Source organism: Streptococcus sp. 121 (genome assembly GCF_016458205.1).
Taxonomy (GTDB): domain Bacteria; phylum Bacillota; class Bacilli; order Lactobacillales; family Streptococcaceae; genus Streptococcus.
Genome location: NZ_JAEMED010000013.1, coordinates 1 through 23,264, shown reverse-complemented (window position 1 = coordinate 23,264; position 23,264 = coordinate 1). Strand labels below are relative to the sequence as shown.

Annotated in this window: 21 protein-coding genes and 1 pseudogene; 6 read left to right on the top strand and 16 right to left on the bottom strand. The window is 40.7% G+C overall.

Translation table 11 applies throughout. The features are described 5' to 3' along the window. From JEQ21_RS03970 to JEQ21_RS03950, 5 genes are read right to left on the bottom strand one after another with little or no spacing between them, the layout of a single operon-like run. Complete coding sequence (locus tag JEQ21_RS03970; RefSeq protein WP_199364064.1) at positions 1-879, bottom strand: GIY-YIG nuclease family protein; 879 nt, start codon at positions 877-879, stop codon at positions 1-3. Then, complete coding sequence (locus tag JEQ21_RS03965; protein ID WP_199364062.1) at positions 872-1,162, bottom strand: hypothetical protein; 291 nt, start codon at positions 1,160-1,162, stop codon at positions 872-874. Before JEQ21_RS03965 ends, JEQ21_RS03970 begins: the two co-directional genes overlap by 8 nt. After that, a complete protein-coding gene (locus JEQ21_RS03960; protein WP_199364061.1) occupies positions 1,159-3,081 on the bottom strand; it encodes a DEAD/DEAH box helicase in 1,923 nt (640 codons plus the stop codon). The genes JEQ21_RS03965 and JEQ21_RS03960 overlap by 4 nt, the downstream gene beginning before the upstream one ends. Beyond that, on the bottom strand, positions 3,078-3,800 hold the full coding sequence (locus JEQ21_RS03955; RefSeq protein WP_199364060.1) for a hypothetical protein: 723 nt from the start codon (positions 3,798-3,800) through the stop codon (positions 3,078-3,080). The genes JEQ21_RS03960 and JEQ21_RS03955 overlap by 4 nt, the downstream gene beginning before the upstream one ends. Then, positions 3,788-6,550: a class I SAM-dependent DNA methyltransferase gene (locus JEQ21_RS03950; RefSeq protein ID WP_199364059.1), complete on the bottom strand. Its 2,763-nt coding sequence runs from the start codon at positions 6,548-6,550 to the stop codon at positions 3,788-3,790. The genes JEQ21_RS03955 and JEQ21_RS03950 overlap by 13 nt, the downstream gene beginning before the upstream one ends. 251 nt (positions 6,551-6,801) lie before the next feature. On the opposite strand from JEQ21_RS03950, the pseudogene JEQ21_RS03945 reads away from it, so the two are divergent. Then, positions 6,802-7,849: pseudogene (locus JEQ21_RS03945) on the top strand (IS630 family transposase). Positions 7,850-8,227: 378 nt separating this feature from the next. Here the strand turns inward: JEQ21_RS03945 and JEQ21_RS10250 are convergent. The 7 genes from JEQ21_RS10250 to JEQ21_RS03910 all read right to left on the bottom strand — a co-directional run bounded on the left by JEQ21_RS10250 (position 8,228) and on the right by JEQ21_RS03910 (position 14,547). Beyond that, the gene (locus tag JEQ21_RS10250; protein ID WP_199364103.1) at positions 8,228-8,305 is read right to left on the bottom strand and encodes a putative holin-like toxin; all 78 of its coding nucleotides are present in this window, start codon (positions 8,303-8,305) and stop codon (positions 8,228-8,230) included. A 144-nt stretch (positions 8,306-8,449) separates the two neighbouring features. Beyond that, a complete protein-coding gene (locus tag JEQ21_RS03935; protein WP_199364057.1) occupies positions 8,450-9,064 on the bottom strand; it encodes a TIGR01906 family membrane protein in 615 nt (204 codons plus the stop codon). Further along, complete coding sequence (locus JEQ21_RS03930) at positions 9,057-9,824, bottom strand: TIGR01457 family HAD-type hydrolase (RefSeq protein WP_199364055.1); 768 nt, start codon at positions 9,822-9,824, stop codon at positions 9,057-9,059. Before JEQ21_RS03930 ends, JEQ21_RS03935 begins: the two co-directional genes overlap by 8 nt. Next, positions 9,817-10,554, bottom strand: a complete 738-nt coding sequence (locus tag JEQ21_RS03925; protein ID WP_199364054.1) for an acyl-ACP thioesterase domain-containing protein — start codon at positions 10,552-10,554, stop codon at positions 9,817-9,819. Before JEQ21_RS03925 ends, JEQ21_RS03930 begins: the two co-directional genes overlap by 8 nt. A 2-nt stretch (positions 10,555-10,556) precedes the next feature. Next, on the bottom strand, positions 10,557-11,687 hold the full coding sequence (gene hemW / locus JEQ21_RS03920) for a radical SAM family heme chaperone HemW (protein WP_199364052.1): 1,131 nt from the start codon (positions 11,685-11,687) through the stop codon (positions 10,557-10,559). A gap of 921 nt (positions 11,688-12,608) precedes the next feature. After that, the gene (locus JEQ21_RS03915) at positions 12,609-13,838 is read right to left on the bottom strand and encodes a sensor histidine kinase (protein ID WP_199364050.1); all 1,230 of its coding nucleotides are present in this window, start codon (positions 13,836-13,838) and stop codon (positions 12,609-12,611) included. Beyond that, complete coding sequence (locus tag JEQ21_RS03910) at positions 13,825-14,547, bottom strand: LytR/AlgR family response regulator transcription factor (RefSeq protein WP_199364048.1); 723 nt, start codon at positions 14,545-14,547, stop codon at positions 13,825-13,827. The genes JEQ21_RS03915 and JEQ21_RS03910 overlap by 14 nt, the downstream gene beginning before the upstream one ends. A gap of 386 nt (positions 14,548-14,933) precedes the next feature. On the opposite strand from JEQ21_RS03910, the gene JEQ21_RS03905 reads away from it, so the two are divergent. Genes JEQ21_RS03905 through JEQ21_RS03895 form a run of 3 tightly spaced genes read left to right on the top strand, consistent with a single transcriptional unit; the run spans position 14,934 to position 17,708 of the window. Next, positions 14,934-16,088 carry a ThiF family adenylyltransferase gene (locus tag JEQ21_RS03905; RefSeq protein ID WP_199364102.1) on the top strand — a complete coding sequence of 385 codons (1,155 nt, stop codon included), beginning with the start codon at positions 14,934-14,936 and terminating at the stop codon, positions 16,086-16,088. Beyond that, positions 16,079-16,984, top strand: a complete 906-nt coding sequence (locus tag JEQ21_RS03900; protein WP_199364046.1) for an ABC transporter ATP-binding protein — start codon at positions 16,079-16,081, stop codon at positions 16,982-16,984. The genes JEQ21_RS03905 and JEQ21_RS03900 overlap by 10 nt, the downstream gene beginning before the upstream one ends. Beyond that, positions 16,974-17,708: an ABC transporter permease gene (locus JEQ21_RS03895; RefSeq protein ID WP_199364045.1), complete on the top strand. Its 735-nt coding sequence runs from the start codon at positions 16,974-16,976 to the stop codon at positions 17,706-17,708. Before JEQ21_RS03900 ends, JEQ21_RS03895 begins: the two co-directional genes overlap by 11 nt. Positions 17,709-18,016: 308 nt before the next feature. Here the strand turns inward: JEQ21_RS03895 and JEQ21_RS03890 are convergent, their stop codons facing one another. The 4 genes from JEQ21_RS03890 to JEQ21_RS03875 all read right to left on the bottom strand — a co-directional run bounded on the left by JEQ21_RS03890 (position 18,017) and on the right by JEQ21_RS03875 (position 21,842). Next, positions 18,017-18,826 (bottom strand): transporter substrate-binding domain-containing protein, encoded by an 810-nt coding sequence (locus tag JEQ21_RS03890; RefSeq protein WP_199364043.1) that lies wholly within the window; start codon positions 18,824-18,826, stop codon positions 18,017-18,019. A 10-nt stretch (positions 18,827-18,836) separates the two neighbouring features. After that, a complete protein-coding gene (locus tag JEQ21_RS03885; RefSeq protein ID WP_199364040.1) occupies positions 18,837-19,643 on the bottom strand; it encodes an ABC transporter substrate-binding protein in 807 nt (268 codons plus the stop codon). Positions 19,644-19,765: 122 nt separating this feature from the next. Beyond that, complete coding sequence (locus JEQ21_RS03880) at positions 19,766-20,860, bottom strand: DEAD/DEAH box helicase (RefSeq protein ID WP_199364038.1); 1,095 nt, start codon at positions 20,858-20,860, stop codon at positions 19,766-19,768. Continuing rightward, entirely contained in the window at positions 20,850-21,842 is a 993-nt protein-coding gene (locus JEQ21_RS03875; RefSeq protein ID WP_199364036.1) for a Gfo/Idh/MocA family protein, read from the bottom strand. The genes JEQ21_RS03880 and JEQ21_RS03875 overlap by 11 nt, the downstream gene beginning before the upstream one ends. Before the next feature lie 96 nt (positions 21,843-21,938). On the opposite strand from JEQ21_RS03875, the gene udk reads away from it, so the two are divergent. Beyond that, a complete protein-coding gene (udk, locus tag JEQ21_RS03870; protein WP_199364035.1) occupies positions 21,939-22,577 on the top strand; it encodes a uridine kinase in 639 nt (212 codons plus the stop codon). A 205-nt stretch (positions 22,578-22,782) separates the two neighbouring features. Beyond that, the gene (locus JEQ21_RS03865; RefSeq protein ID WP_199364034.1) at positions 22,783-23,100 is read left to right on the top strand and encodes a hypothetical protein; all 318 of its coding nucleotides are present in this window, start codon (positions 22,783-22,785) and stop codon (positions 23,098-23,100) included. Positions 23,101-23,264: the final 164 nt, after the last annotated feature.

The window sequence follows — 23,264 nt, the reverse complement described above, 5'->3', positions numbered from 1 at the left end:
TCAATTCAACTGAATCTTCGTAAACAATTCATTAATCGTAGCATCGATTTCATCTCTAGAAACTAGAAACCACTCATTTACCGAAACCATTTTTCCAGTAGGAGAAACTGTGTCAAGTTGAACTCTCTTTTCAGCAAAAGAATCGTGTAAGTATTTTTCTAGTTTATTTGCAGATATATTTTGAATTTCATAACTGGCTACAAGCTGGACCGGAGCAAACAGATATGTTGCTTCATTTTGGCTATTTGATAACCTTTTTTTTATATCTGTTGCTACACCAATCTTGAAGAGATTATCCAATTCCGTAAACCTGCTGTCGGTCCCAGCATATTTCACAACATAAATATAGCCAGTCGTCTGGTAATTTGAAACTTCCTCTCCAAGCATAGAAATAGAATCCAACGGTTCCGTCACCAATCTTCCCGAACGCTTTTTATCGTACAGAGAAGAGATTAAACTTAATAGCCAAATGTGATTCTCCGTTCCATTTTCATAAACAACATGGACCTTATACTTACGGTCTGTAGATTGATTTACTTCCACACCAGTTAGAGGGTCATAAATTTTGTCAATATACAACATAACACCATTATCAACATAAAAATTCCCCTGTTTGATTGGATTTTTTTGACTAATACGGTTTCCTTGAATGGTTTCTTCAAAGGATTTTATTTGACGTTCACCACTCGCAATGGCAGTATGAATCTGTTCAAACAACTTCCGATAATAATCAAAACCAGTCCGAACACGTTTGCGACTACTGGATTTACTATAGGCTTTTACTGTACGCTGATAACGTTTGGTATTAAATAAGGATTCATCTGTTTCAAAAGTTTCAAACAACTCCTCATCATTCAAAATATCATCTAAATCATCCATTATGTCTATCTCCCAGCAAATCCAACTCATCATAAGCTATGAGCAATCGCTTCCTATCCTCATTCGAACGAATCGCCTTCAAACGACTGAATAACTGTCGCTCTTTAATTTGAGTGCTCTTTTGAGGCTCTCGCCCATGTTCCTTAACCCAGTGTAAAATCTCCAGAAATTTCTCTATCTCTGGGGGTAATTTTTCAACCTTTTGGACACGGATACCAGCCACAAGATTTTCAAAGGCTTCATCAGCAAAAATATCATCTAAGGTTGCAAAGTTTTCTATCATTGATTATCCCTTTCGCGACGGAGTTCGTCAAGTTTTGCTAAGGCAAAATACAGGCGTTCTTCTTCTAAATCTGATGCATTTCGTCTTGGTGAACGTCCGTGCTCGGCTTGAAATACCTTAATTTGAGGGTAGAGCATCCGTAATTCATCAGTCGTAAACTCAACTTTTTTGGCATCAAATACACGTGCAATCAAGCTCAATGTCCGACTATCTACATCTCTTGACAGAACCTCATAGGCACTTTGGAAAGGATTAACACTATCAATCAGATCAATACTCAAGTCATCAATATTGATAAATTTATCCGCCATTTTTAAGAGTTGCTTGTTCTCGCTGTCCTTCTTAGCATTGGATAAGGTTACATCAGCTACCAAATGCTGACGAACTTCCTCAACCTCTGTCTGTGTCAAATCTGGATAACGGGTCGCAATTACTCTAGGAATCAACTGTTTATTGATGACCTTACTCTCTGCACCTGCAGAAATAGCTGCCTGCACCACATCATCTTGCAAGACAGAAGCTTTTAAATCTGTGATGTCTTGTTCAATGATTTTTTGTGTCCGATCCGTTGATGGCTTAGCCAGACCCTTGATAAAGATTTCCGCTCCGTTAGCTTTCTGCCCCTCATTTTCTTTTCGCTTAAATTTGAAAGATGGCGAGAGGACATTTTCCATTAATAAACTTTCCGTAATAGCTTTCATGATATTATTGACGGAGAATTGCACTTCCTCGTCTTCAGCATCAGGCTCTGCGATAAGATTGGTAAATTGAGCTCTGGTCTTATTTGAGCTATCACGTGTGACCCGTCCGATAATCTGTACAATTTCTGTCAGCGAAGAACGGTAGCCGATGGTCAGGGCGTATTCCGCAAACGGCCAATCAAAACCTTCCTTGGCCATCCCTAGAGCGATAATCATATCTAAGTCATCAACTCCATCCATCTTTGCTAGATAATTACTTACAAGATCTCGTCCTTCCTCTGTTACCAAATCGGCAATCTTCAAAATTTTTCCAGTCGTAGAACGTAAGTGTATGATTCCATGCTCATCTTTATTGAGATATTCTCCTAGACAATCCAATATTTCATCTACTTCACCATATTTATCTTTAGAAGACTCCCCAGAGTTCACATTTGGAATATGAATAATGGTTTTTTTATCAATAAACTCGGGTAATAAATTCGGAAATGCATCCGTGTATCGTCCTTGATAAAATTTATAATTCATGACGAAGGATTTGAGATATTGATACCCCTCTAACTGCTCATAGTAAGTGTAGGTTACTCGATCAAAACGTGCTTCATCTGCCGGATCCAAGATAGGCACACTATCTCCACGGAAATAGGAACCAGTCATGGCGAATACATGAGCTGATGATTTCTGCATTACTTCCCGAAGCGCATTTCCTAGAACAGAATTATCATCTTGAGATACATGATGAAACTCATCAATAGCAAGTAGACAATCATCAAAGTCACTAGCATCTAATTGCTCTGATGCAAAACGTAAGGTCGCATGTGTTGCAATAAGTACATCATCCGAACTATCTGTAGATTTCATAAATTGAATAAAAGATTCTACTTTACTCCTAGCAGTACCTGATGTCGTCAGGTTGTTCTCTTCTTTAACTATCCAATCCCAGTAGTAACCAAAATCTGATAGCTTGGTTGAACGGAAAGACTTGCCAATGGACTTTTCAGGCACGGCTATAATTGCCTTTTTCAAGCCCTGACGTTTCAATTTATCCAGGGCAACAAACATGAGTGCCCTAGACTTACCTGAAGCTGGCGGTGCCTTAACCAATAGATATGAACTATTTCTTTTTTCATAAACACGCGCCTGCATCTCACGCATGCCCAATTCATTGGTATTGACGCTGGTTTTCTTCTGACCATAGGTCACTTCAAACAATTGACTCATGATTGCTCCTCGTTTGATTTTTTTACTAAATATTTGAGAATAGCATAGGTTTGATCAAGAATAAGAGTAACTTCATTTGCTGTTAGCTCTGTCGGGATATCATGCTTAATGTGTTCATTTTGAACTTTAAAATATTTCGCTATACTGTCCCAAACCATAGTTCCAATCTCATTTGGTACATTTCTTTCGCCTAACCAACGTGCTAAATGTTCTCTTTGATTTTCTAAAGACCTGCTATTACCCAATAGAGATTTCAGAAACAACTCCAAACCAAGTCTTGCATTATCAAGACTTTCCCTATATTGAAAGGACTGGTAATGACTTTGGGATTTTTTCCATAAATCCAAACATCCTGGAAAATCACCTAACAAGTTTTCAATTTCAGTAGTCTGCTGCTGTTCTTGTACAGTTAAAGTTATAACACCATATGAATTGGCCAATCGATATAAAGCTTTTTGTACCACTTCTGTCTGTTTTAATCGTTCATCTTGTTCAGCTAAATAGGAAATTAGAGCTGCTTGTTCAACATCATCAAAGCAGGAAAAAAGCCGATGACAATAATCAGATTTACTTTCAAGTCTCTTCATCGGAAACAAATCCTTCTCCAAATCGTGCTTTAAACAATAATCCGAAAAGTGACGCTTGATTTGTTGAGCGGTAAATACTTCTCCAATCGCATAACTCAAAGATAATAGAATATCATTACTCAGTCTTGGCATTCCTTCATCTCCTTATATCGTTTCAAGAGGTGGCTGAGCCGTTCTTCATCGCTATTAAATGGTGTTTCCTTATAGGCACGTTCAACAATGCCATCTAGTACCTGATGGGCATCTCTGAGAGCTTGTGGCATGGTATCTCGATGATATAGCTCTGCTAAGGTTCCACCTAATTCTTCCCGTAAATCAAGGATTTCAAAAACTTGCTCTTCAATCTGATTTTTTCGCTTGGTGGATAACTCTGGTACAGGGAAGGTGTTGTAGACCAACCCAGCAGAATATCGATAATCTGTTTTTAACTTCCCACCAATAGCCCGTAACCACGTCATGTGGAGGCGAGACATGAGAAGACCAAGAAGGTAGACTGGGGCGTTGTAAACAGCCATGGCGGAATCAGAGATAATAGTATCTTCTCCAACAAATCCCATCGGAACATAATCCCGACTTTCAGAGGACACACGTGGAACTAAAAGTTGAACAAACTCATCTGCTCCAGATTGTTGGAAGGTCGAATAGGCTTCGTCCCACTCACCTTTTTGAACAAATGCATAAGGTGTTCTTGCTGCATCCTGAGTTGATTTTGCAGGACTACTCAACCTGGCCTCTACTACTCTCTCAATTCTTAAACTTAACAGCGAATTATCCTTAACAGTTTGATACTCTTCTTTATTCAACCAAAACACATACCTTGGTTTATCTTTGATATACTCCTCACTGCCAACATATCTCTTAATAAATGGTTCAAGTTCAGGATTTTCTACTACAATCCTATCTCGTTCATTTAGGTCAGAAATAATAAGATTTCCACCATCTCTTGGCATACTACCGAAAACCATTTTAGGTAATCTATTAAGCGGATAACTCGCACTCTCAACGAGAATATCTTCCCCACCAGCTAAGTAAGGATTGATACGAGTAACAGTTTGACGAACCAAGGTTTCATCAAAAATATATTTTTTGACATTTGCATTATTCTTATTTGCCAGCCCTACAATCGCGACCGTCACACCAGCATTGTTTGCGGCGCTATTTCCCCACTTGAATGAAGTATAGGCAAAATCTATTTCCATTTTATGCAATACTGGTTGCCAAATAAAGGCTACCTGTTCTCCTTGAAAAATGGAATTTGTTGTTACAAAGGCAAGTTTCGCATTTGCCGTATTAATGAAATCAATGCCTTTATAAAACCAACCTGTAATATAATCCATTTTTTTATACTTGAACTGCTCACCAATCGTTAGGCGTAAATCTTCTTTTTGCTCTTTAGTTTGTAATTTTGCCCCAATATAAGGCGGATTTCCTATCAGATAGATTTCATCGGTCGACGCATGAGGAACAACCCTATCCCAATCAAGTCTAAGTGCATTTCCTTGAGTTATATTTCCTGCATCACGTAGAGGGAGAAAGGCTTGTTTTAGTGAGATTTCCTTTTCCGTTTCCACATTCATTTGATGTTCAGCAATCCAGAGTGAAAGACGAGCCACCTCATGAGCAAAATCATCCAGCTCAATTCCATAAAACTGATTGAGGCTGATTTTTGATTCCTCGAAAAAATCAATGCTATTGTCATTTTTTAGATGACGGAGGGTTTTCAAAATTTGAATTTCCAGACGTCGAAGTTCTTTATAAGTAATAATGAGGAAGTTTCCTGAACCACAGGCAGGGTCAAAGAATTTTATCTTAGAGAGTCTTTCATGAAGTTTCTTTAGCTCCCCTTGATAGATATTCCTATTTTCACGTCGGGTCCGCTCTGTTATCTCTTTATCCTCATTTTCATTTATTTTGTCCACAATTGAATCATAGATGGCAGTCAAGTTGTCTAGGAATAGAGGTTTGATGACCTTCATGATATTTTCAACAGAGGTATAATGCATCCCTGATTTAGAGCGATGTTCACTATTAGCGACTGTTTGAATCATAGCCCCTAAAATATCAGGATTAATTTCATTCCAGTTAAGCAGCTCACCTGCTTCCAAGATTAACTTTCTCGTTTTTTTGTCAAAAACTAAGTTGGTCTCAGCATCTGTAAACAGTTTTCCATTGACGTAAGGAAATTCCTGCAGCCAGCTCTCTTGACTAAAACGGTTAGATATATCAAGACTAGAAAAAATCTGATTGAAAAGGAAATTCAAATCACTACCATCTTCACGAGATCTCGTTTTGATAGCATTGGTAAATATACCTTTTTTCATGATTTCCGTATCTTCAGCAAATAAAAGAAAGAGTAAACGAATTAAAAATAGATTAAACTCTTTTTCCTCTTGGCTACGATCATCAAAATGATTGATTTTCTTCAATTCATCGTATAAACGAGTAAAACGTTCAGCAGCCCTAATATCCGCTGGATTTTCCTTGGCATAATCTACTTTCTCAACTCCATTCCAAGCTAAGAAGAAATCAGCGTAGCTTGGTAAATCTCCAAAAGGAATTTGTAGGGTGTCGCCAGTTTTAGTATCCTTTGCTGCAAAATCCACAAAATTGGTCACGATGATGTAGCGCGGCTGTGATTTTTTATCCTTGATTGCGTCTTCAATTTCGGCAACACCCGCTACCACAGATTTGTCGGCTTTAATGGCCTTAAAATGAAGTTTATTTTTTATTTCTCCACTATTTGCCTTTCGAATACGCGTAATCGTTGCTTTGGGAATATCATAAAAAGACAAGAATTCAAAAATAAAAGAAGTCTGATCAAAATCATCCTCTAATAATTGCTGAATCTTGTCTTCAATTGTAATAATATCTAGTTTTGCCATAATGCCTCCACACTGCCATTAAAGCACTAACGAGCAGAATTGATTTTCATGGAAGCACTTGAAAGTGTTTTAAAGGCTGAAAAGTTTTATAAGGTATAGGTAGGAATGTCAATGACTACCTATACCTGCTATACTGTAGTATAGCGCGCAAAACCCAAGAACCATTTTTATATTTGTTTGTAACTAGCATATATAAAGTCCGAACAACATTAATACTTGATTAGTTTCAAAACCTGAAATATAATAGTATTATGATTTTTACATCAGAACACATTAACGAATTAGAAACAGCCCTAAAAGATAAGTCACTAGCTCCTTTTCATAAGCGTATCCAAGCCGTATGTTTAGAAGCCAGGATAAAACCTACTCAGAAATTAAACAACTACTCAATTTATCTCACGATATGGTTTGGCGTTTGGTAACTAAATATGAATCAGATGGCTTGTCCGCTCTAACAAAAGATGGCCGTGGAGGTCGACGTAACTCCTATCTATCCTTTGAAGAGGAGGCTGAATTTCTAGAGAACGAATTGGAATCAGCTCAGGCTGGAGAGATTGTTACTGCTACTCATTTACACCAAGCCTATCAAAAGAAAATTAACAAAAGCACATCAAAAGTAGCTTTCTACGATCTTTTAAAACGTCACGGATGGCGAAAAATAACTCCCCGTCCAGAACATCCCAAAAAGGCAGACGCCCAAACCATTGAGGCGTCTAAACATACTAATCTAAATTTCGGGAGTTGAGAAAGCGCTTTAAACACAGTAGACGCTACAACAAAGTTCGTGTGATGTATCAAGATGAAGCTGGTTTTGGGCGTATTAGTAAACTTGGGAAAGCTTGGGCTCCCAAAGGACACCGTCCTATAGTAGGAAGCCATCATATCCGAGAATATCGTTATTGTTATGGAGCTATCGATGCTTTTACTGGGGAGTCGTTCTTTATAATAGCTGGCGGTTGTAATTCAGCTTGGATGAACGAATTCTTGAAGCAGCTTTCTGAACAGTATCCAGATGACTACATCCTATTAATTATGGATAATGCAGTATGGCATAAATCTCAGGAATTAGTTATCCCTAGCAATATAGGCTTTGAATTCATTCCGCCATATACACCAGAAATGAATCCAATTGAACAGGTTTGGGCAGAAATTCGAAAACGAGGATTTAAGAACAAGGTATTTTCTTCACTTGAAGCAGTCATCGATCAATTAGAAACAGTCATTAGAGGTTTACATTGGGAAGATTTAAAAACCATTGTTCGAAGACAATGGCTGGTTTCAGATTTTGAACTTAACTGAGTATAAATTCACTGAGTGAAACAATAAATGTTCAACCATTCCACTCAAAAAACCAGCTCCTTTACGGAACTGGCCTATTAGATTTTCAGGATAATGAGTTAACTTTATACTCTTTTAGTTTATCTTTTAATACTGTGTTAGCTCGTCTTGTCGTACGTCAGTACTGTCTTCGACTCGCTGCATTGTACTAAAAATAAACTAAAAGACTATACCCGCTCAACCACTATTTCTTTGCCTTTAAGAAAATCATTTGCTATACTAGTTATGAAAGAGATTGAGGTGCTAACTCAACCTCATCGTAGACCGTTGTAAAGACGGGACAAATTGATTGTCGACAAACAGCCGCTAATCACCTGTCAAGTTCATAGCGGCTGTTTGTCATTTTTTGTTCATATGGTTAATACATAAGACAATAAATGTCAACAGTGCCAGGAGTAAGGTCCCGAATTGAAGCATTAGCCCTATGGCAGCTCAACACTCATGCGAATTTCCTTTCTAGGTGGTTCCTGCATAAGCATCACCTCCAGATTCAGATTTTCGCCCCGCTTTGTAACTTTCTACTTTTCCAGTATACACTTTTCTCAAAGAGTTGTCGAAGATTTATCGGCGCTCTTTTCTTTTGGCATAAATGTACCAAGAAAGGAAATAAAGTTCATAGAGGATTCCGCAGAAAACAAAAGCGAGCATAAAGGCATCCTGTGGCAGTAACAAAATAATCGGGTCTTTAGCAGGATCAAAGAGCCAGCTGGAATCTCCTGGGAATAGGACTTGGTGGAACCAGATGAAGAACTGGTCAAATCCGACTAGGGCTGCTAAAAAAGCAAGGCCTAAGGGAAGCAGGATCCAAGTTCGGTACCAAGACGAGGGCAACCAGCGCCATGGTTTGCTGATCAGCATTCCGATACTTGTTCCAAGAAAGACCAGTTGGCAGAAATGAAAGAGCAGCTTAACCACGAAAAAGTGGTAGAGTCCAGATTCCGAAGAGGGTAGGTCTGGAAACTTCAATTCTGTCACCCAGGGCAGGGTTAGGTAGTCCATCAAAACATCGACTTGTCGAAGCAAGCGCTCCGCTGTCCACCCCAATGTACCTGGTAAGTCCCAGGCCTCTATAAATAGTGGGTAGCTTAGATCAAAAGCCAGGATGGTTAACAGGATGGATGCAGACAGGCCCCAAAATACGAGGACCAGGCCTGTGCCCAGAATCCGCCTATTCATGGAAACTCCATTCCGCAAGCGAGTTCACCACATGGGTTGGAGGGATTGGCAAGTCAGGTACTTCTTCTGCTTGGGTAAAGCCGGTCAGAACTAGCAGACTGGCTATGCCATTATCGATCCCTGCTCGGATATCGGTCATGTAATTATCCCCGACCATGACCACTTCTTCTTTGGTCAAGCCAATGCGTTCCAAGGCTTTTTCCATGATAATGGCTTGAGGTTTGCCGATATAGACAGGTTCCACCCGGGTGCTGGCTTGGATGAACCGAACGAGGGAACCAGCGCCTGGCAAGAGTCCTTCTTCTGTAGGGATATTCAGGTCAGGGTTGGTTCCGATAAAATGGGCACCATTTTGGATGGCTAGACTGGCAATTTTAGCCTTCTCATAGGTTAAATCAGTATCCAATCCGACCACCACATAGGCTGGGGTAACAGGATCTTCTTCAAAACCGGCTTCGGAGATGGCTGCCTTTAACCCGTCCTCACCAATGACGTAGGCGGTCTTCCCTAAATTTTTCTCCAACATATAATCCACTGTCGCAAGACTAGCGGTATAAATAGTAGAGAGGGGGACCGAGAGGTCGAAGCGCTCGGCCAACATGGTCTGGATGGCCTCCGGGCGGCGGGTGGTGTTATTGGTCACAAAGAGGTAGGGGATCTCCCGTTTCTGCAACTCCTGGACAAAATCACGCGCCTCTGGGATCAGCTCCTTGCCCCGGTAAATGGTCCCATCTAAATCCAACAAATATCCCTTATACATCTTGATTCTCTCTCCATTCTACTTCAACTTGAGCCCGCAAATCGCCATCAGCATAGACTTCATGGCGCGACCGCCGACCCTCTACCTGCGTCTGCACGACAACCTCATCGGCTCTCCGAATTTCCTTCACATACTTAATCGCCACGCGCGCAACTTGGTGCTGCTCCAAAAAATTAAAACCCAAGCTGGCCATAGCCCACTCCAAATAATGTGCATTATTGACATGCCCATTCCGATCTATATGGAAAAAATGAAGGGGATGGATCACCTCTTCAAACTGCTCCAATGCCGCAAAAGAGTGGGGGTTCAGTCCCCGTTTTTGGAAAACCGAGCCATAGCGCTGGACCAGCTCCTCTGGAACCCGGCTGAGTTTTCGCTTGGACAAATCTAAAAGCGCAAACAAGGACTGCATCTCCAGCAAGACCTGACCGGATGTATCCAGCACCCGAAAACTCCGATGACAGAGAAACCGGTTGTGGGACAAGACCTCGGTTTCTAGAATAACTTCCTCATCTAAACCAGGCAGGCGCGTGACCGTAACTTGGTGCTCCAATACAATCCAGGCCAAGCCATAGCGATCAGCCAAGTCCTGGTCAGAAATCCCCAGTGCTTGTGATTGCCTACCAGAAAATTGCAATAATTGACTGATAAAACGAGGCAGGGAAATCCGACCTGTCCTATCTACCCATTCAAATCGAACCGGAACTCGTTCTTGAAAAACCTTTCCCATAGCTACTCCAGAATAAATCGTTCGGCTACTGTATCCCCTAAAAAGAGCCCCTTCTGGCTCGTTCGAAGCCGATCACCTTCCCGAATCAGTAAGCCTTCCTCCAGCAATTGGGCTACGACCTTACCATAGACTTCTTCAAAAGAACGTGCAAACTTCTGCTCAAATCGCTGAATCGAAACCCCGGACCGTTTGCGAAGTCCAAGGAAAAGCTCTTCTTCCATTTGTTCTTTGAGGCTGAGTTCTTCTTTATAGACACGCGCATCTCCAGCCGCAACCGCCTCTAAATAATGGCGGATAGGACCATGATTTCGGTAACGAACGCCATTTAAATAGCCCGAAGCTCCTGCTCCTAGACCATAGTACTCTGCATTATCCCAATACATAAGATTATGTTGGCTCTCATAACCTGGCCGGCAAAAATTGGAAATCTCATAATGGTCAAAGCCCGCCTCCTTGAGCCGATTGATAATAAAGTGGAACATATCCACTTCCAAATCCTCCTGGGGGAGATTCAGTTGGCCCCGTCGCATCCGATTCATAAAAACCGTATGATTTTCCAAAATCAAGGAATAAAGACTCATATGGGGAATATCCAAGGCCAAAGCCTTCTCTACATTGGTCACAACTTGGTCCATGGTTTGATTAGGTAAGGCATAAATCAAGTCAATGGAAATATTATGAAAACCTGCAGCTTTGAGCTGATCGATACTTTCATAAATATCCTTCTCCTGGTGCATGCGGCCTATTTGCCGTAATTCACGGTCATCAAACGTCTGAACCCCAAGCGAAATTCGATTCAAGCCCGCCTTGGCCATAACCTCAATCTTATCTTGAGACAAATCCCCCGGATTCGCCTCCAAGGTCCACTCCTGCACCTGGCTAATATCAAAAATCGACGCCAAGCCCTCCAAAAGGAACTCCAATTGCGGTGCCGTCAAAGCTGACGGCGTCCCACCCCCGATATAGAGTGTATCCACAGGCCCCGGATCATAAGCTCGAATCTCCTCCATCAAAGCCCGTAAATAATCATCTACCGGTTGGTTCTTAATAAAGACCTTAGAAAAATCACAGTAATGGCATATTTGTGTACAAAAAGGTATATGGACATAAGCTGCCCTTGGTTTAGTATTCATGCTTTCTATTATACGATAAATTTATACATTCAGATAGCCCTTTCGGATATCAAAAAAAACCCAATCACTAGAGTCTACATCTAATGTTTGAGGTACTGCGCCTTTATACAAAACAATTTAGTTCAGCCAATACGATCTTTACCTTCTTATGTCATCCCCAATCTTTTATCAATCATTCTAAATTTTTTAAGATTCATTTTCGCTGCCTAATCAAGAGTTTTTAGAATGGAGCTTCCATGTACATTAAACGATAGGAAAGCAACACTTACATTTTTAACAAAAAACGTATTTTATTCATCTATACTCCCTTCATTTCTATCATTAGACTTCCTGCAAAACAGTGACGGAACTTGAGATTCATCGGAGTTATCATTTGAAAAAAGACTGAGTCACAAGATATTTCAGTGTGGTTATGCTATATATCCTGCTGTGAAATTGGATCAAATACATTGGTTCCGCAGGAAGTCTAATATTTCAAGCAAAAACCTATTTAAAAATTCTGTAATTTCTTCTCAGCTATCGCTTCTGATAGAGTTTTAGAAAAGTTTAACCCTTATTCATTTCCCAATCGATCTACCCATCTGGGAATCCATATAAGTCTCTGACCAGATTTATCCATCTTTACATGAGATTCTTTTCTTTCCTTAACTTTTTCCAGCCATGAGAGGAAAGTAGCGCAACCATTTTCTTTTTCGACATAAGCATAGTGATTTTATCTCCTGACAAGAAAAGCACACCATACGTGTAATACGTATTTAAATAAAAACCAAAGACTGGGAGCATCTAACCTTCTGCATATTCATTCTTCAACAAGCATGTTCTAACTTTCTTCCATTACCTTAAAAATAGACTTAATCTTATCTAGAAATGGAACTGAAGACAAAAGTTGTAACCTACAATTCTTAAAAAGCAGCAGAAAAGTTAGTTGGTCACACTTGTAACTAACTCCACACGGGGGAAAATAATTTCAACCTTATAGAAAGGGCCATCAGTTTCTTGATGGTAAAGACCACCGTTATTACTGACGAGTTTTCGAATATTTTTCGTTCCAAGACCACTCTTTTGACGGTGGACACGGCTGCTTTTTTCTTTAATATCAAAAGGATTCTGGATGGCAATCGTTAACTTGTTTTTAAAATAGTAAATCTGTAACTCTATAGGAGAAGCAGCAGTCTCAAGCCGAGCAACTGCCGCAATACTGTTATCCAGTAGATTCCCCAAGAGAATTGCAATGATATTCGGATTAAGCGCTATATTCTCAGGTAAGAGACAATGGATACGGACCTCTACACCAACTTTTTTCGCCTCACTCTGTTTCTGATTGAGCAAGTAATTCAAAGTACCGTCGTTCGTATAAAAAGTTTCTGAGGATTCCAAGCTAGCTAGATTTTGCCCCAGAACCTGTTTCACTTGGTCATACTTCTCTTCCTGCAGAAGAGCAAGGAGGGTCACATGATGATTTTTCAAATCATGTTTGAGTGCCCGAGTAGCCTTAGCGCTCTCAAGCAGTCCTTCCCATCTCTCCATTTCTGATTGTATTCGAATGCGCTCCACTTCTTCTTTCTGCATCCAATCATAGAAGAAAAGTACAAGTCCATTAATGATGAGCAGGCCAAAAGTTAAAATGAGTCTGTTTTGTTGTTGCGTCAATTCCAAAAATAGGAGAACTGCTGTAATGATTGGAACAATGGTCAATCTTAATATGCTAGCACCTCCCTCGGTTGGACGTAGAAATTGTTTTAAGAAAAAAGTTAGCAGTGCTCCCAGTAAAATCAGTAAATTGATGTAGATAAAAAGACTTTCAATGGTGTACAAATTGGCAATAAAATTCATCAGAACTAGTGCCAAACAGCTCTCTAGAAGTAAGCTTTGAGCTAAAAAGAAAAATGTCCAAAACACACCTTGTTTCCAAGAATGTCCGTAGATACGAGCTAAATAGAGATTCGCGCCCCCTCCACAAAGGATAGAAACGATAGCCGCTAATGATAGATCTTGATAGTAGACATAGGCTTCCACTCCTACTAGTCCTACTAAAAACAGAATCTGTCTCCTGTTTGGGAATTTTGAATAAGATTCTTGATAGAAAAAGTAACCCATCATAAAGATATTTGCGATAGCTGTATAAATATGAAACAGACTAATTAAAACCATTTAGCTTCCTTAAAATTTGAAAGATCTGATTTGGAAGTTCTTTACGAAACTTCCGACTAATTGGTAAGGAGCTCCATCGACCATCTGGATGAGATAAGATGACATTCCCTCCCTCAAGTTTATAAAAATACTGAACATTAAAGATATAAGAATTATGAGACTGTACAAAATAGTTTGCAACCTGCTCTAATACTTCCTTCGTGGACATAAAGCAAGTATGGATTCCTGTCAAAGTATGAATGACAAGTTTACGCCCTTCCTTTTCGAAATATAAAATCTCCATCATATGTAGATTATAATGAACATGATTGTAGGAGAAAGTAAAAAATCGTTTACTTAGGACTAAAACTTGTTCCGCCCGCTCCATCACTTGTTTAAGACGTTCTAATGCTAGTGGTTTTAATAAATAATCAAAGGGTTGAAGTGGAAAAATTTTTTCCATATACTCACGATGACTTGTTAGAAAGACTATCAGAATATCCGGATTTTGTTTGCGCAGTTTCGCAGCAACATCAATACCTGACTGTGAACCCAGTTCAATATCTAAAAAAAGAAGATGGTAATTAGATGCCCCAGATTGCAATAATTTTTCAGGTTTTTCATAAATATCTAACGTATAGTCTATTTCTGAAAAATTCTCTGCTAGCGCACATTCGACTATCGTACTTGCTTGAGGGTTATCATCGCAAATGGCTAGTTTAAGCAACATAAATCCACCTTCCTTGATAAATTATTGATTTTATTATACCAAAAATGACACAAAATCTGCAGTTTTTTACATAAGAATCTATGGCGACTCATTAAAAAGATAAAATAAGGAAAATATAGAAAGGAGATGGGGATATGCGACAGGCAAAAGTTCGTGAGCCTATTCAGGCTGGTGATGTTCTGTGGGTTGTTTTCTAGGAATGAAGAAAACCATGGGGTTAGGAATATCACAGATTTCTAATCCCCTTTTTCTATCTAAGGTTATCATTTATAGTCTTTTAGTTTACTTTTAGTACAAGGCAGCGAGTCGTAGACAGTACTGAAGTACGGCAAGACGAGCTAACACAGTAATAAAAGATAAACTAAAAGACTATAGGAGGAAGTATGATGAAGTTTAAAAGACCATGCGTAAAACATATCTACCCTATCTATTCAATAAATGAGACCGTTTTTCGAATTGGAGCTCAGTTAGGTATTACGAAAGAATTTGTAGACCCTTCAGGACAGCTGTTGGCCTTAGCAAATCAACTAAATGGAAAACCACTATCCCTTGTGATTGAGAATCTAAAAGAAATGTATCCTACTTTAACGACTGAGGATATCGAATTTGGAATTGATTTATTGGATCAAGCAGATGTTTTAGAAGAATATTGTGAGCTCCCAATAATTGACGATAGATATATTCCAAATATCCATTATTTCCGTAGATATTTAAAGGATATTAACAAATGTATAGATATACAGAGAAACATTAACGAGAGTTCCGTTCTACTGCTTGGGCTAGGGGGAGGTGGGGCAAATGTTTTAACCTTACTAGCTGGCTTAGGACCCAAACAACTGACAATCGTAGACTACGACACTGTCGAGCTGAGTAATTTAGGACGTCAACTTCTCTATAAGCAAGACGATATTGGTTTGAGTAAAGCAAAAGTTGCCGAAAGAGAGTTTCGAAAAATGAACTCGTCTGTCGCATTAAAAGCTATTACAAAAAAAATAGAATCTTCAGCTGATGTGTATGAACTTATTTTAGAATCTAAAGCGACAATTGTGATTTGCGTCATGGATGAGCCTCCTTTTACCGCACAGAGACGTGTAAATGAAGCTATCATCAAGGCAGGAGTTCCTTGTATATTTGGTGGTTCTCAGATAAGTAGAGGACGCATCTATTCTGTTATTCCCGGAATAACCGGTTGTTTTGATTGCTTGAACATTCACTATACAAAAACTTCGCCAAATTTTGTAGGGCAGTTTTTAGGATTTCAAAAAATAAATTTTTCTCCGCCTACAATTGCTTATGGACCAGCTATTTTTCAATTAAGTGCAGTACTTGCAGACGAATTCGTCAGGGTTCTCACAAATTACACACCACCGATGAGTTTAAGTACACAATTTGAAGTAAACTTTGAAGATGGAGCTTCATTCTGCCATGATCCATGGCCCCGCTACGAAGAAGATTGTCCTACATGTGGAGACGGAAATGTGGAAGACTGGGAAATCTTTTCATACTATAGCGATGAAAAGGAGTATGAAACATGGACTTAGAAATTAAACATCTATCCAAACAGTATGAAAAAGAACAGTTTTTCGCAAACAAAGATATTACGTGTACTTTCCCTGCTGGTCAGTTAACTGCTTTAATCGGTCATAACGGAGCAGGAAAAACGACCCTACTCAATCAGATCATAGGTCTCGTTAAGCCGACTTCAGGCCAAGTACTGTTTGAGGATCAATCCCTAACAATAAATCCCGATGATGCACGTATGAAGGTAGCAATGATGCCCCAGTTGCATGCCCCTCTAAAAGGCGTTTCAATCCGCCAAGCAGTTCGTGCAATTGGCAAAATTCGGGGATTGTTAGGTTCGGAATTAGAAGAGCAGGTGTCGCACATTTTAGACGCTCTAGATATTCGGAAATGGGAAAACAAATCTGGGGATCATTTATCTGGTGGTCTCAAGCGTCTAACCTCTTTTGCGATGGCCGTCATCGCTCCCCCTCCCATCCTACTTTTAGATGAACCGACCAATGATGTTGACCCCATCCGTCGTAAGTTACTTTGGTCTTACCTTCAAGGATTAACGGCTTGCGGACATATAGTAGTCGTTGTTACCCATAATATTCTTGAGGTGGAACAATATGCTGACGGTTTTTATCTATTGGAACAAGGACAAATTAAAGCAGCAGGATCTGTAAAAAAACTCTCTCATCAAGCTAAAATAAAGATCAGTTTTCTTCCTCAAAACCTTCACGTGTTAATGGATTTTCCACTTTCCTTCATTCACAAAGAAGATGGTCAGATTGAAGTCCGAGTAGATAATGGAGAGGTACCACAGGTTCTAACGTGGATGACGAAAAAAATTGAAAGAGGGGAAATTAGCCATTACAGCATAACAACTGTAACCTTAAATGACCAATACGAGGAGATGAACGATGACCAGTAAGCGACAACAACTATTAGCTTTGATGAGCTGGAGCTACATCCGAAACCGGAATTTATTGCTACTGTGCTGCATTTTTCAACTACTGATGACCTTGGCTCTAACATTTGGTTACTCGCAGATCATACCACAAGCGGATGATCAAATTAATCTTTATCTGGCATCTGGTGCTATTACTATGGGGATGGTGACCATCGGGACAACGATCGCCCCACAGTCCTTAACAAAGGATAAAGAAAACGGACTTGTAACCTATGTAAAAACCCTTCCTGTAAATAGAGAACTTATCCTACTTTCAGATATACTCATATGGAGCCTTTCGGCTATTCCCGGTGTCTGTATTTCTTTCTTAGTGGTATTTATAAAATTTAGGATCCTACCTACCTTTAGTTGGTCAGGTCTGTTAGTCCTTTATCTCATACTTGTAACGATGATTAGCCTTGGTTTTTCTATTGCCTATGCTACTAGTCCTAGTTTAACAATTTTAATGACACAAATTATCTTGATGATTGGTTTACTCTTCGCACCGATTCTATACCCAGCTGAACGGATACCTGCTGCAATTCTTGCAATCTATCAATTCCTGCCCTTCGTTCCTTCGGGAGATTTAATTCGCAATACATTCTTTCAAAATCAAGACATCGCCTGGCCCAAGGTTGGAATTGTAGTATTTTGGCTACTCACCTGCTCAGTAATCTCCCTAAAGCAGTTGAAAAAAAGGTTCTAATATTTAAGAACTGTATCCCATAGACAAATAAACTTTTTAATATAAGAAAAAAGGGACTGTATTGACTCAAAAACAAGAATCGGTCCCTTTTTTCTTTTCCTTCGTTTTATTCCCTTAACTCAGACTTAACTAATTTCAATCAAAATACTCTCAGAATTTCAAAAAATAACAAGGAAAGCCGATGACGGTAGTGCAACAGATCTAGGAGACCTGTTGCATATACCCGATGAGTCGTGCGTGCACGCATCAAAGAGGCTCGACAAAGTCAGAATTTGAAATTCAATGAGTATTAGACTATTCAGTTAACCTTATTCTTCTACAACCGTATATTTACTTGCTTCTTCCAAATACTTGTCGTAACTACCGTCTTTTTTAACCTTAGCAATAACCTTGTTGACAACTTCTTGGAGTTCCTTATTGTCTTTTTGCATAGCAACAGCTGTACCGACAGTTTCTTGGGTTTTCAAGGCTGCCTCTGAGATCGCCAATTTGTTATTTTGCGATACATAGCCAAGAGCTACGGCTTCGTCGATGGCAACTGCATCCACTTTGCCGGCAACCAATTCGTTGATAGCTTCTCCCATAGCTTGTAGAGAAACCAATTCAGCGGAAGCCACTTGCTCTTTTGCCAATTGTTCTTCGAGGGTTCCCTTTTGAGCGGCTACTTTTTTGCCCTTAAAACTTTCTAAATCTTTGAGACTTTCCTTGTCTTCAGCTCGGACTAACAGGACCCGTCCGTTTTCATAGTAGGAATCCGAAAAGGTGACCACCTCTTCCCGTTCCGGTGTTTTGGAGAGGCCGGCGAGGGCAAGATCAGCTTTGCCGCCTGCTACACTGGTCAAAACATTATCAAAGCTCATGGTTGAGACTTCTAATTCAACCCCAAGTTCATCCGCAATGTCCTGTGCTAAGGAAATATCCGCTCCAACAACCTGGTTTTTACCATCGATAAGGGTTTGAAATTCGAATGGAGCATAGTCTGGACTGGTTGCGACGACCAGCTTCCCTTTTTCCTTGATCGCTTCAGGTGTAGACCCTGCACTACTAGAACCACAGGCTGTTAAGGCCAAGCCTAGAGCCAGAATCCCAACACCTTTCAATACCGTTTTTAATTGCATGGTCTTACTCCTATTCTTCTACTACCGTGTACTTACTTGCTTCTTCCAAATATTTGGTATAGCTATCATCTTTTTTAACCTTGGCAATGACCTTGTTAACGACTTCTTGCAATTCCTTGTTGTCTTTTTGCATGGCAACCGCGTTACCTTGAGACTCATCGGACTTTAGCCCAGCTTGGGCGATTGCTAAAGCCTTATTTTGGCTGACATAACCTAGGGCAACAGGTTCATCAATGGCTACTGCATCCACCTTGCCAGCGACCAACTCATTAATGGCCTCTCCCATGGCTTGGAGGGACACCAATTCCGCGTCCGCTAACTGATCCTTCACCATTTGTTCTGGAATCGAACCTTTTTGCGCCGCCACTTTTTTTCCTTTGAAAGAATCCAAAGATTGGTATTGATCCTTGTCTTCCGCCCGAACTAGGAGCGAATGCCCATTCTCATAGTAAGAATCTGAGAAGGAGAGAACGGCTTCCCGCTCTGGCGTGCTGGTCAGACCAGAAATGGCTAGATCCGCCTTCCCACTCTGAAGGGTCGATAGCACATTATCAAAATTCATGGTTGAAACTTCGAGCTCGACCCCCAATTCGTCGGCGATGTCCTGAGCTAAAGAAATATCTGCACCCACAACTTGGTTCTTCCCATCAATCAAAGTCTGGAACTCGAATGGAGCATAGTCTGGACTGGTTGCGACGACCAATTTCCCTTTTTCTTTAATGGCTTCTGGTGTTGAAGCAGTGCTTGAACCACAGGCTGCCAAGCTAAGACCCAAGCCTAAAACAGCCATTCCTTTAAGAATATTTTTTACGTTCATCTTGTATCTCCTCTTGTTTGATGTGAATATTATACATAGTTTTTGTATAATTTACAATATGTTTTTGAAAAAAACTTCGATTTTCTGAAAAAAGCTGTTTGGGACAAGGCCCAAACAGCTTTTTAATCTTCCTCTACCAGAAATAATTCTCGGTTTTTTAATTGAATTTCAGAAACCTTTGCATATTTTTTAAGTTGTTTCAATTCCTGGGGATGGCTGACAAAGGTGATCACAGAACCTGGTCGCCCCATGCGGCCGGTACGTCCAGCCCGGTGGGTATAGGTATCCTTATCTCGTGCCAAATCCACCTGAATCACACAGTCTAAACCTTGGATATCAATTCCTCTGGCTACCAAATCGGTTGCTAGGAGGAGAGAGATGGAGCCGTCTTTAAATCGATCCAAAATTTGTTTACGCATCTGCACACTAATATCACTAGCCAAGGAATAGGCTGGCAAGTGATGGTACTGGAGTTTTTCCTCTGCATTGCCCACATCTGATAAGGTATTGAAGAAAGCCAAGGCGCGAAAGTCATCGACTGCTAGGAGTTTCCTGAGAGTCGCCACTTTCTCACGTTGGGGCACTTGCATGTAGAAGTGCTGTAAGTGACTGGCTTCTTCTTCTTGACCGAGGGCAATCAGGCGCGTGCCTTCCTGCAACTGGTCCATCGGAATCCCTTGAGTAGCACTCATATAGATATGGGTGTGAGTCTTAGGCACATAGGTCAACAGACGCTCCACAAACGGTAATTGTGAGGTACTCAGTAACTGGTCAAATTCATCCAGGACAATGGTATCAATAGACAGTAATTTGATTTTTTTGAGTTTAACCAATTCTAAAACCCGTCCGGGGGTTCCAATTAAGACCTCAGGTCCTTTCTTCAGGCGTTCCATTTGCCGTTTTTGGCTAGAACCGGATAAAAAGAGTTGTGTCTTGAGGCCCAAGTCTTGAGCCCAAGTCTGTGTCACTTCATAAATCTGACCTGCCAACTCACTATTAGGAGCTAGGATGAGCACCTGCTGCCCCTGGCCTTTTCGCACCTTCAGCAAGAGTGGCAATAAATAAGCTAGTGTTTTTCCTGTGCCAGTTGGGCTAATACCTAGCAGCGATTCCCCTTCTTGAATGGGCTGCCAGAGTGCTTCCTGAATGGGCGTGGCTTGGTCAAAACCTTGAGCCTGCCAGCGTTCCTGCCAGGCTGGGGGAAAATTATTCAGCATCTTTGTCTCCTTCAAATACAATGGCCGCAGCTTGGCGTAATTTCCAAATCGTTTCATGGACGTCAAGGGCTAGTTCTGCCCATTTTTCCCAAGCAAGCCAATCTTCGTTCTCAATGATCTGCGCAAAGTCCATAGCCTCTTCTGCCATCTGGTGGCTAGCAGCTTGAACAGGAAGCATTTCTTCCTCACCAGCCAAGTCTCGAAAGCGAACAGACTTGATTTCCTCTACCGAATCCAAAATCAAGGTTCCCTGTCTGGTATAAATTTCACTTGGCAGATAAGTTGTGTAATTTTTTGCAGTTTGGATCGTCACCAGACTTCTTGGATACACCAAGTTGGCCTGACCCGCCAAATCAACATCCCAATCCCATTTTTGAGCCTGATAAGAAACCTGATCGGGTTTCCCAAACCAGTAATGGGCCACATAGAGAGGATAGATGCCTAAGTCCATCAAGGCACCACCGCCAAATTTAGCAGAAAAGACATTGGGCAGTTCACCAGCTAATAGGGCGGGCATTTTCGAAGAGTATTTGCCATAACGCAGATTAGCCCCCAAGATTTCCTGATCTTTCAAAAAATCGGAAACAAGGGTCACAGCCTTTTCATGCACATTCCGTGCTGCTTCAAAGAGCATGGCCCCTTTTTCCTTGGCCAAAGAAAATAAGCTGGCCCACTCAAAAGGACGTAAAACTGCTGGTTTCTCCACCACGACATGTTTCCCACCTTCAAGGGCCAAGCGGCTATGTTGGAAATGAAGGCCATTGGGCGAGGCGATGTAAATCAAGTCGAGTTTGGGATCCGCGAGGAAGGACTCCAAAGAGTCGTAAGTCTCTATCTCCGAACCATATTGATCCGCAAAAGCTTGTGCTTTCTCAAGACTTCGTGAATAAACCGCACCAAGTTTATAGCCCCCTGCTACTGTCACAGCCTTCATCCACTCATGGGCAATCGGACTGGTTGCTAAAATTCCAAATGTAATCATATTTTTTCACCTCACTCCATTATAACATGGTCCAGGCTACTGACATAGCAGGGAAAATAGTGTACAATGAATAGGAAAAATAGAGAGGACGATTTCATGCATAAAAAACCAATCATTATCGGTGTAACAGGTGGATCCGGTGGCGGAAAAACCAGTGTATCTCGGGCCATCTTGTCCAATTTCCCAAATGCTAAGATTGCCATGATTGAGCACGATTCCTACTACAAGGATCAGTCTCACCTAACTCCTGAGGAGCGGGTCAAAACCAACTATGACCATCCCCTAGCCTTTGACACAGATTTGATGATTGAACAATTGAGCGAACTCCGCGCTGGACGACCTGTAGATATCCCAACCTATGACTACACTGCCCACACCCGCAGCGACCGCCGTTATCGCCAAGAACCTCAAGATGTCTTTATCGTTGAGGGAATTCTAGTATTGGAAGACAAGCGTCTCCGTGACCTCATGGATATCAAAATCTTCGTAGACACTGACGATGATGTTCGTATCATCCGACGGATTAAACGGGATATTGAGGAACGCGGTCGTAGCTTAGATTCTGTGATCAAACAGTACCTTGAAGTGGTCAAACCCATGTATCACCAATTTATCGAACCTACCAAACGCTATGCGGATGTCATAATTCCAGAAGGGGTCACCAACAAAGTTGCTATTGACCTCATCAATACGAAAATTGCTGCTATTCTAAGCGAGACAGAATCAGAGGAATAAGAGAGAATCAAGGACTAGGCCTTGTGCCTGGTCTTTTTTATATAGTCTTTTAGTTTACTTTTAGTACAAGGCAGCGAGTCGTAGACAGTACTGAAGTACGGCAAGACGAGCTAACACAGTAATAAAAGATAAACTAAAAGACTAAATCTTGACAAAGCTACCAATTCTGCTATACTAGCCTCTGTATTATTTTTGGGAGGTTTTCATGAATCGAACACTGTTAAAAAATCAAGCCAAAAAGGCCTTGGCTGGCAACTGGACTTGGGCAGTTGCACTAACCCTACTGATAACCTTATTACCAAGTTTTCTTGCTTTTCTCACCTTTGGTTTTGGGGGACTCCTCATCATCTTTTTTGCTGCAAGTGCTCAAATGGCCTTTCTAAATCTCCTAGATAAACAAAAAGAAGAGAATGTCTTTACCGCAGCCTTCACAGCTTTCCGCCACGGTCGTCTCATGCCTGTCCTCATTAGCGGTTTGCTTCAGTCTACCCGAATTATTCATACCCTGAATATCTTTGCGTAACTATCAAAAAAATCATCAGAAACAAGCAATAAACAACTGCAATTCTGATGATTTTTATGAACGATCAAGCTTTTCTATAAATAAAGATGGGTCTGCTACCTTAGCACCCTAAAAAAGGGTAGACTCCGCCCTTGGTGCGACTCTCGATTTTTAAAAATGTATTC

What these genes read in the sequence shown, in the direction of transcription:
- JEQ21_RS03955 (WP_199364060.1), bottom strand. Translation starts at nt 3,800, where the DNA reads ATGCCAAGACTGAGTAATGATATTCTATTATCTTTGAGTTATGCGATT.
- JEQ21_RS03925 (WP_199364054.1), bottom strand. Translation starts at nt 10,554, where the DNA reads ATGGGAAAGGTTTTTCAAGAACGAGTTCCGGTTCGATTTGAATGGGTA.
- JEQ21_RS10250 (WP_199364103.1), bottom strand. Translation starts at nt 8,305, where the DNA reads ATGCTTCAATTCGGGACCTTACTCCTGGCACTGTTGACATTTATTGTC.
- JEQ21_RS03970 (WP_199364064.1), bottom strand. Translation starts at nt 879, where the DNA reads ATGGATGATTTAGATGATATTTTGAATGATGAGGAGTTGTTTGAAACT.
- JEQ21_RS03910 (WP_199364048.1), bottom strand. Translation starts at nt 14,547, where the DNA reads ATGTTGCTTAAACTAGCCATTTGCGATGATAACCCTCAAGCAAGTACG.
- JEQ21_RS03875 (WP_199364036.1), bottom strand. Translation starts at nt 21,842, where the DNA reads ATGATTACATTTGGAATTTTAGCAACCAGTCCGATTGCCCATGAGTGG.
- JEQ21_RS03930 (WP_199364055.1), bottom strand. Translation starts at nt 9,824, where the DNA reads ATGTATAAGGGATATTTGTTGGATTTAGATGGGACCATTTACCGGGGC.
- JEQ21_RS03890 (WP_199364043.1), bottom strand. Translation starts at nt 18,826, where the DNA reads ATGCAATTAAAAACGGTATTGAAAGGTGTTGGGATTCTGGCTCTAGGC.
- JEQ21_RS03900 (WP_199364046.1), top strand. Translation starts at nt 16,079, where the DNA reads ATGGACTTAGAAATTAAACATCTATCCAAACAGTATGAAAAAGAACAG.
- JEQ21_RS03905 (WP_199364102.1), top strand. Translation starts at nt 14,934, where the DNA reads ATGAAGTTTAAAAGACCATGCGTAAAACATATCTACCCTATCTATTCA.
- JEQ21_RS03885 (WP_199364040.1), bottom strand. Translation starts at nt 19,643, where the DNA reads ATGAACGTAAAAAATATTCTTAAAGGAATGGCTGTTTTAGGCTTGGGT.
- JEQ21_RS03880 (WP_199364038.1), bottom strand. Translation starts at nt 20,860, where the DNA reads ATGCTGAATAATTTTCCCCCAGCCTGGCAGGAACGCTGGCAGGCTCAA.
- JEQ21_RS03895 (WP_199364045.1), top strand. Translation starts at nt 16,974, where the DNA reads ATGACCAGTAAGCGACAACAACTATTAGCTTTGATGAGCTGGAGCTAC.
- udk (WP_199364035.1), top strand. Translation starts at nt 21,939, where the DNA reads ATGCATAAAAAACCAATCATTATCGGTGTAACAGGTGGATCCGGTGGC.
- JEQ21_RS03865 (WP_199364034.1), top strand. Translation starts at nt 22,783, where the DNA reads ATGAATCGAACACTGTTAAAAAATCAAGCCAAAAAGGCCTTGGCTGGC.
- JEQ21_RS03935 (WP_199364057.1), bottom strand. Translation starts at nt 9,064, where the DNA reads ATGAATAGGCGGATTCTGGGCACAGGCCTGGTCCTCGTATTTTGGGGC.
- JEQ21_RS03915 (WP_199364050.1), bottom strand. Translation starts at nt 13,838, where the DNA reads ATGGTTTTAATTAGTCTGTTTCATATTTATACAGCTATCGCAAATATC.
- JEQ21_RS03965 (WP_199364062.1), bottom strand. Translation starts at nt 1,162, where the DNA reads ATGATAGAAAACTTTGCAACCTTAGATGATATTTTTGCTGATGAAGCC.
- JEQ21_RS03950 (WP_199364059.1), bottom strand. Translation starts at nt 6,550, where the DNA reads ATGGCAAAACTAGATATTATTACAATTGAAGACAAGATTCAGCAATTA.
- JEQ21_RS03960 (WP_199364061.1), bottom strand. Translation starts at nt 3,081, where the DNA reads ATGAGTCAATTGTTTGAAGTGACCTATGGTCAGAAGAAAACCAGCGTC.
- hemW (WP_199364052.1), bottom strand. Translation starts at nt 11,687, where the DNA reads ATGAATACTAAACCAAGGGCAGCTTATGTCCATATACCTTTTTGTACA.